This window comes from Asticcacaulis sp. P2_C5 (assembly GCF_056404555.1).
On record NZ_JBFUDU010000013.1, the window covers coordinates 176,140 to 183,481 of the forward strand.

Annotated in this window: 9 protein-coding genes; all 9 read left to right on the top strand. The window is 58.0% G+C overall.

Translation table 11 applies throughout. The annotated features are described in order from the left end of the window. The first annotated feature begins 22 nt into the window (after positions 1–22). The gene (rplJ, locus tag AC1DXO_RS21375) at positions 23–535 is read left to right on the top strand and encodes a 50S ribosomal protein L10 (RefSeq protein ID WP_476980217.1); all 513 of its coding nucleotides are present in this window, start codon (positions 23–25) and stop codon (positions 533–535) included. A 64-nt stretch (positions 536–599) separates the two neighbouring features. Further along, on the top strand, positions 600–980 hold the full coding sequence (gene rplL / locus AC1DXO_RS21380) for a 50S ribosomal protein L7/L12 (RefSeq protein ID WP_476980218.1): 381 nt from the start codon (positions 600–602) through the stop codon (positions 978–980). Positions 981–1,210: 230 nt separating this feature from the next. Beyond that, positions 1,211–1,858 carry a hypothetical protein gene (locus AC1DXO_RS21385; RefSeq protein WP_476980219.1) on the top strand — a complete coding sequence of 216 codons (648 nt, stop codon included), beginning with the start codon at positions 1,211–1,213 and terminating at the stop codon, positions 1,856–1,858. Next, a complete protein-coding gene (locus AC1DXO_RS21390; protein ID WP_476980220.1) occupies positions 1,852–2,457 on the top strand; it encodes a hypothetical protein in 606 nt (201 codons plus the stop codon). The genes AC1DXO_RS21385 and AC1DXO_RS21390 overlap by 7 nt, the downstream gene beginning before the upstream one ends. A gap of 67 nt (positions 2,458–2,524) precedes the next feature. Next, a complete protein-coding gene (locus AC1DXO_RS21395) occupies positions 2,525–3,253 on the top strand; it encodes a formylglycine-generating enzyme family protein (protein ID WP_476980221.1) in 729 nt (242 codons plus the stop codon). A gap of 44 nt (positions 3,254–3,297) precedes the next feature. Continuing rightward, complete coding sequence (locus tag AC1DXO_RS21400) at positions 3,298–4,047, top strand: hypothetical protein (protein ID WP_476980222.1); 750 nt, start codon at positions 3,298–3,300, stop codon at positions 4,045–4,047. 25 nt (positions 4,048–4,072) lie between these two features. Further along, on the top strand, positions 4,073–4,849 hold the full coding sequence (locus AC1DXO_RS21405; protein ID WP_476980226.1) for a rhomboid family intramembrane serine protease: 777 nt from the start codon (positions 4,073–4,075) through the stop codon (positions 4,847–4,849). Positions 4,850–4,895: 46 nt separating this feature from the next. Next, a complete protein-coding gene (locus AC1DXO_RS21410) occupies positions 4,896–5,561 on the top strand; it encodes a hypothetical protein (RefSeq protein WP_476980223.1) in 666 nt (221 codons plus the stop codon). A gap of 95 nt (positions 5,562–5,656) precedes the next feature. Beyond that, the coding region (locus AC1DXO_RS21415; RefSeq protein WP_476980224.1) for a tetratricopeptide repeat protein at positions 5,657–7,342 on the top strand (1,686 nt) is incomplete at its 3' end.

Below are 7,342 nucleotides of genomic sequence, written 5' to 3' on the forward strand. Positions count from 1 at the left end.
CTTACACCCATGGAGGCCACTTATGGACCGCGCACAGAAAGCCGCGTCGATCGAAGAGCTGAAGAGCGTCTTTGCCGACAACGCTACCGTGGTTGTTACCCAGTATACGGGTATGACCTTTGTGGAAATGTCTGAACTTCGCAACCGTCTCCGCAAGGAAGGCGCCGTTGTGAAGGTGTTCAAGAACCGTCTGGCTCAAAAGGCCCTGGACGGAAAGATCGGCGATGCCGGCGAGGCCATGTTCAAAGGCCCTGTCGCGCTCGTTTATTCGGCCGATCCGGTTACCGCTGCCAAGATTTCCGCGCAATACGCCAAAGAAAATGACAAGCTCAAGATCATTGGCGGCATCATGGGCACTGACGTGCTCAATGAAGCGGGCGTCAAGGCCCTGGCCACGCTGCCGTCGCTCGACGAATTGCGCGGCAAGCTTGTCGGTCTTCTGCAAGCCCCTGCGACCAAGATCGCCGGCGTTCTGCAGGCTCCGGCCGGCGCCCTGGCCCGCGTTATCGCGGCTCATGCCGAAAAGGCTGCCTAACCGCACCTCGCGAACACACAACATTCCCTCATCAACCATCTCTATCTCAATCTAAGGAAATCACATGTCCAAGCTGGATCAACTGGTCGCTGACCTGTCCGCTCTCTCGGTGCTTGAAGCTGCCGAACTGTCCAAGTTGCTCGAAGAAAAGTGGGGCGTCTCCGCTGCCGCTCCGGTCGCCATGGCCGCCCCGACGGGCCCTGCCGCTCCGGTCGAAGCCGTCGAAGAGCAAACCGAGTTCACTGTCATCCTGACGGATGGTGGCGACAAGAAGATCAACGTGATCAAGGAAATCCGCACGATCCGTACCGATCTCGGCCTGAAGGAAGCCAAGGACCTCGTCGAAGGCGCTCCGCAAGCCGTCAAGGAAAACATCAGCAAGCAAGAAGCTGCCGACATCAAGACGAAGCTGGAAGCCGCTGGCGCCAAGGTCGAAGTGAAGTAATTTTCCCATCGGGAAAATTACGGAGCGGCGTTTTTGTGAAAACAAAAACGCGATACGCAAAATGGACTTTCTTTGCGGAAGGTCCCGGACGGGTCGGAGGGAAACCTCCGACCCGTTTTGCGTGGCGGCCTCTGATAGCGCAGCTTTGACCGATACACGCAAAACATGTTAGCGTTGTAGAAGAGCTTGCAATGTAGCGCGGTGCGGCGTTGGAGGCAGGGGGAAGTAGCATGACCACGGTAGCAGCAGAACCAGATACCGGCCGATGGCGTTTTCTGCCCGTCTTCATCTTGGTGCTTGGCACATTGGCGTTTCATTATTTTGCGCCCGATGACATCAAAAGCGTGCGCTTGCTCGACAATCTTCAGCTCGATACGCTTCAACACAAGGGATTGTTGGTCGCTGGGCTCGTAATGGCGAGCGAGGGCGGGCGCTATAGCCGAACCAGGATACCGTTCTTTTACCCATGGCGACTTGCCGGTATCTTTGGCCTGTTAGTTTTTGCTGTTGTTTCGGGATGGCTTGTCCTGGCTACCTCGCTTCAGCCGATCTATCTGCTGCCCTTGCTGTCCGCCGGCCTGCTGTTCGCAGTTTTCTTGCGTTTGGTTTTTGTCGTCGATATTCAGACCCTGGTCTACGATTTCAGCCATTCCCTGGACGTCGCGGCATTCCGGCGGAAACTAAGCTTAGGCGTCGTCCTCCAATTGATCTTTCTGGCCGTCCTGACGCTATCTGGCCTCTATTCAGTGATCGAGGAAACCGGTTTGAACAAAACAGACCCGCGATGGGGATGGCAATTGCTGTCGGTATGCCTGTGTAGCGGCACAGCGCTGCTGCTGTCCCGTGTGTCTGCAAAAGAGGAACTTTCGCCTTGCTGAACTGGCTGTCCAAACTAGAGTTGCGTGAAAGATGGTTTTCCAGGCTGATGTTTGTCATTGCCATCCTCTTGACGTTCATGCCTGACGCCTGGCGCGCTATCAAACTGTCGGGCAATGTCCATCTTGCTGAACCAAAGGGGCAGTCGTCCTTTCTGGTTCTTGGCTTGGCCATGCCTTGGATTGCGGTTCGCGCGAGCACGGCGATCAAGAGCGTACTGGCAATGTCTGTCGGGAGTGTTGTGGTTTTGCTAACCATTGCGTTAGTCGACAGAACATCACAGCTCTATTTCCTGAATGCGGTTGCGGCATGTGGCATTGGCGTGCTGTCGGGTATTATCTCGTTATCGCCGCGTGCCTTGCTGAGCCACGCACTTGACCGCGCCGCTTCCACCGGTAATCGCATTTTCCGCGCAATCCTTCTGACGCTGATGGCGGGATCGCTTCTGTTGCTGGGCTCTGCCGGAGCTATAATGATCGTGCACGACAGCGATATCATGCTCGCGGCCTGTTCCGTCTGCGCACTATGGGGGTTGGCTATCGGCAACATCATTCGTCCGCATACGACAGAGGCCACCAGGCAACCGGTTAGTCATCACTAACTATAATTGTAAGTAGGTGCAGACGCCCGGCGGACTTAAGACGGTGCAATAGCCGGAGGTTACCCACATGAAGTCCGTCCTTTGCCTGTTCGTATTGCTTATGACGGCTTCGTCCGGCGCCTTGGCTCAGGCCGCTTCGGGTTCCGTCCTCAAGGACTGTGAAGACGTCTGTCCTGATATGGTCGTCATCCCGTCCGGCACATTCAAGATGGGCATGAAGGACTACGACTGGAGCCAAAAGCCTGTCCACAAGGCGAAGCTTGCGGCCCCCTTTGCTGTCAGTCGAACTGAAGTAACCTTTTCCCAATGGAACGCCTGTGTCGCCGACACCGCCTGCAAGCCTGTGCCAGACGCCGATGAGGAGCATGATGACCAGCCTGTCGTCAACGTCAGTTGGAAAGGCGCCCAGACCTATATAGCCTGGCTGTCGGCGAAAACCGGCCATATCTATCGCTTGCCCAGCGAAACGGAGTGGGAATATGTCGCGCGCATCGGCCTGGCACCCGACGGCTTCGGCACGGGCGCCGAGGCTGTGGACAGGATTACACCCAACAGGCTCGGCCTTATCGGCATGTATGCCGTGCCGAACGAATGGGTCGCCGACTGCTATGTTGATGACTATAAAAACTTCCCCACTGACGGCAGTGCTTACGATGAGGTTCCATGCTTCGATCGCAGTCTGCGCGGCGGGCTGAAGTTTCAAATCTCTCCACTGCCACGCGTTACCTTCCGCCAGCATGCACCAGATGATCACAGGAACGACACCCTGGGCTTTCGGGTGGCGCGCGATCTTTGACCTCGGCGGCAAACTCATGTTAGCTATTCGGAGCGGGGGCGATCATGGCGGAAGCGAACCAGTTCAAAAAAATCATGGACAGCAGTCTGTCCAAGGAAGAGCAGGCGTCGCGCGCACCGCCATCGCCTACGGGATCCTACAGATACTTTCTGTATGGCCACTTTCTGATTTTCGCCATCGCGCTGGTCTTGCTGCTTATCGGCCAGCGTCTGCCCCAGGTCATCGAGGACGCGTTAAGGGCGCCGTTGGCGGCCTTCGGTATTACGGATGTCACGGCTTTCGGCGGCTTTTTCTCGGGCGTCCTGGTCACGACGGACGGCAATGACTATCGTGGCTTCCTCCTGTTGTTGGTGGGCTGTAGTTTCTGCCTTCAGTCCGTCGTCAGCGCATTGCAAGCTCGCCGGTTAACGGTCTGGCTGTATGCGCCCGTCGCCGCCGGCATAATGGCCTATGGCTATATCCGCTTCCACGCGACGCCGCCTACCGATGACGGCGGCTATGGCCTGGTGGAAAGCTACGCGATCGTCACGTGCCTGATGGCGGCACTCTTCGCGACCCTTCGTCTGGGCCTGAGATTCTTCGATCGGGCGGTTAATAACGGCTGGGGTTGGTTGGGGATCAACCTGACTATACTGGCGACGGCCGTGTTTGTCAGCCTGTTCACGGTCGTTGCCACGCCGCAGCTCTATGGCGCCTTGTTGTGGCCGAGCCTGGCCTGGGCGATGATCATCTTTATCCTGCCTGTCCGCCGACAGGAAGAGGCCCCTGAAGCGGATGCAACGGGTGTAAATTGAGTCTGGGCGTCCCATATCCTTGGGTATGCAGGACCACAACAACCTCACCACGCCCGCGCAGAAACGTCCCAAGAGGCGCGGCGTCAGTACCTTCACCCTGATCCTGGATCGTCGTAACTGGCCGGTGTGGATCGTGCCGGTCCTGTGCGCTGTTGTCTTTGCCGGCCAAATGCTTGGCCTTGTGCCGATAGGGGATTGGGCCTTTTCGCCGGCCGCCATGGCGCAGGGGCGCTGGTGGACGATCCTGACCTCGATCTTCCTGCATTCCAACGACCCGGCCTTCGGCTACATTCATATTGCGAGCAATATGTGGGCCTATCTCAATCTGGCGCCGCTTGTCATTGCTCGCTTCGGCAAGGGCTGGCGCAGCGTTGTGCCATATCATGCCTTTTACTTACTTGCCGGGCTGGCAGGGAATGTCCTGTTCTGGCTGCTCCATCCGGGCGGCGAGGTTCCATTGGTCGGTGCGTCGGGCGCGGTCTATGGCGTCTATGCCGCCATGATGCGTCTCGACCTTTTTCGTGAGCGGCTAACCCCGGTGATCAGCCGCAATACGCTGAAGGCGCTGTGGTTCCTGGTGTGGAGCAATCTGTTGGTCCTGGTCCTTTTCGGCGGCCCGCTGATCGTCTTGCAGATTCTTGCGGGGCAGGGCGCTGATCTGGTCGTCCCCATCGCCTGGGAAGCCCATTTGGGCGGCTTTATCGCCGGCTTGTTCCTGGTTGGCCTGATGAAGGGTCGCGGCTGGGACAACGACTGGAAGGCCGGGCTGCGCCTGATCCGTGTGGACGGGCCGGAGGTTTGACCGGGTTCCGGCGCGATGTTAGTTTGCCGTCATCCAAACGGGGCGCATGGCGATGACGAAGAAGGTTCATCTGGTAGACGGCAATGTTCCGTTTGAGCAATCGCTCAGCGAATCCCTGGGTATCTGGGGGACGGTGTTTGGTCTGGTGCTTTTATTGGGTCTTGTACATGTCCTGGGGTGGGACAATGAAGACACCCACTATCTCAACAATACCTATATTTTCAGCGCCCCCGACTGGCTGTTGCCACTGATGTTCATCTTCAACCTGGCAACGAGCGTGCTTTCCAAGTCTTTGATAGCCGACAGACGCGCCAGGGCTTGGGGGATGATCGGCTTGACGGCACTGAGCACGGTGGGCGTGGCCTTCGTCGCCAGCATGCTAAGCCTGTGGATCGTCCGTTTTTATATTCTGGACGGCCTGGTGGCTGCCATCTTTGGCGCGCTTCTCGGTACATTCCTTATCGACGGCCGGTTCGCCAAGGCCTGGCGTTTTATTTTTGATAATCAAAATTCCGTCGGCTCGCGAACTGGCCGGTTGATCGCCCTAACGGCCTGTATCGGTGTCCTGGGTTTGCTGGCCATTGCCGCCGTCGCATATATCGGGCCCGGCACGCATTACGAAAGTTTCCCCTATATAGCCTGCTACTTGCTGGGCGTGGTTTTGTCGCCGTTGGCGCTTCGTCCGCTGCAACCGGTGGTATCACCGGTTTAAGGAGGCGGGCCGATAAATCCGCAGACGAACTCGGGTTGCGCGCTTGTTTTCGCCTATGACGGGTGGCATGTTGGCTCGCCGGAAAAGGGAGCGCAATGGGCCCGAACCTACGAAAATTCGTCTATGGCCTGGGTCTTGTCACGGGCGGATGTGTGCTGGGCGAAGTGGGAGGTGGCCACGGTCCGGCGATGGCTGCGGCGGTCACGGCGGCAGCCACATTACTTGGCGGAATAGGCGGCAATCTGGGCCATGACGTTCTCAATGCGGTTGATGCGCATTTATGGAATGGCGTCACCGGTCGCGCACTGGAGATCGACGAGAACCATCACATCCTTCTGCAACTACGCCGCTCGCATCTGAAAGCCCTGCGTAAGCTGGCCAGCGATTTCCGGCCGGAGGCTTTCTCCACGGAAGAGACAGCGTTTCTCGAAGGGCTGGAAAATTTCCTGAGCGAAGCGGAGATGCCTGCGCGCCTCCTGCCCCAGGCTGATGTAACCTCAGAGGAAAAAGCCTCATTCGGTGCCCTGTCGGGGGCTTTGCAGGCCGGCCTGCGCGAACGGGGGGCTATGGCGACGCAGGAGACCTTCGAGCAGACTCAAGCTGCCAAGGCGCAATTCTATCAGGCGGCCTTTGCTGAAATGATGGCGGAGGTGCAACTGACCTGTCCGCCGTCTTTTCTGTCCTTGGCATGCCGCAGCGAGAACGGTTTCATCGATCTGTTTGTCCGCGACGCGGCTGGGGCACTCAAGGAGAATGATGCTTTTCGTCATATCTGGGATGCTGAACAACAACAGCAGATCCTCGTTGGCATCGGCGATTTGCGGGTTGAGGTCCGTGCCGGGTTCGCTGGCGTGCACAGTCATCTTGATGCGGTAGCCCAGCAACTGCTGGAAGCCGTGTCGGCGAAAAAGCATGTGCCGATCGAGCGCCTGAAGCCGATCCTGGAAAAACTCGGTAAGACTGATGTACCGGAAGATCAATACGAGGCGGCGCTGTCGCTGGCCGTCGATGAGTTGCTGGCCCAATCACGCGAAAGGGTCCTGCCGAGCAATATGGGGCCTGAGGTCGATGCGGCGATCGCCAGGGCACGGAAGAAACTGGCTGATCTCGATACAGATGGTGCGCGTACTGTATTGGTTGACGCGATTGCGGAGCAGCGCGAAAAGCGCCGCGCGGAACAGCGCGCCGAAGCATCGTTATTGCTTGAGAAAGCAAAACTCGAACAAAGTTCGTTCGACTATGACGCCGCTGTCGACGATCTGGCGGCCGCTCAGGCCCTGGATCCGGATGATCTCGCGATCAGGCGGCGACTTGGGCAACTCCTGCAGCAGATCGGCCACATCAGCAAGGCGGGCGAAGCCTACGCGGCACTTCTCCATCATGCCAGGATGGCTTCAGATCCCAGATGGGAGTCGGTGGCCTGCGACGATGTCGGCGATGTCTTGCTTCAGACGGGTGATTTGCAGGGTGCGCTGGCGCGCTTTACGCAGGGGCTTGAGATAAGAGAGCGTCTTGCGCAGTCGGATGCTCGGGATGCGCAGGCGCAACGCGATGTGAGCATAAGTTACAACAAGGTCGGCGATGTCTTGCTTCAGACGGGTGATTTGCAGGGTGCGCTGGCGCGCTTTACGCAGGGGCTTGAGATAAGAGAGCGTCTTGCGCAGTCGGATGCTCGGGATGCGCAGGCGCAACGCGATGTGAGCATAAGTTACAACAAGGTCGGCGATGTCTTGCTTCAGACGGGTGATTTGCAGGGTGCGCTGGCGCGCTTTACGCAGGGG

Bases quoted from the DNA above. Each gene is read 5' to 3' on its own strand.
- rplJ (WP_476980217.1), top strand. From the start codon at position 23: ATGGACCGCGCACAGAAAGCCGCGTCGATCGAAGAGCTGAAGAGCGTC.
- rplL (WP_476980218.1), top strand. From the start codon at position 600: ATGTCCAAGCTGGATCAACTGGTCGCTGACCTGTCCGCTCTCTCGGTG.
- AC1DXO_RS21385 (WP_476980219.1), top strand. From the start codon at position 1,211: ATGACCACGGTAGCAGCAGAACCAGATACCGGCCGATGGCGTTTTCTG.
- AC1DXO_RS21395 (WP_476980221.1), top strand. From the start codon at position 2,525: ATGAAGTCCGTCCTTTGCCTGTTCGTATTGCTTATGACGGCTTCGTCC.
- AC1DXO_RS21400 (WP_476980222.1), top strand. From the start codon at position 3,298: ATGGCGGAAGCGAACCAGTTCAAAAAAATCATGGACAGCAGTCTGTCC.
- AC1DXO_RS21405 (WP_476980226.1), top strand. From the start codon at position 4,073: ATGCAGGACCACAACAACCTCACCACGCCCGCGCAGAAACGTCCCAAG.
- AC1DXO_RS21410 (WP_476980223.1), top strand. From the start codon at position 4,896: ATGGCGATGACGAAGAAGGTTCATCTGGTAGACGGCAATGTTCCGTTT.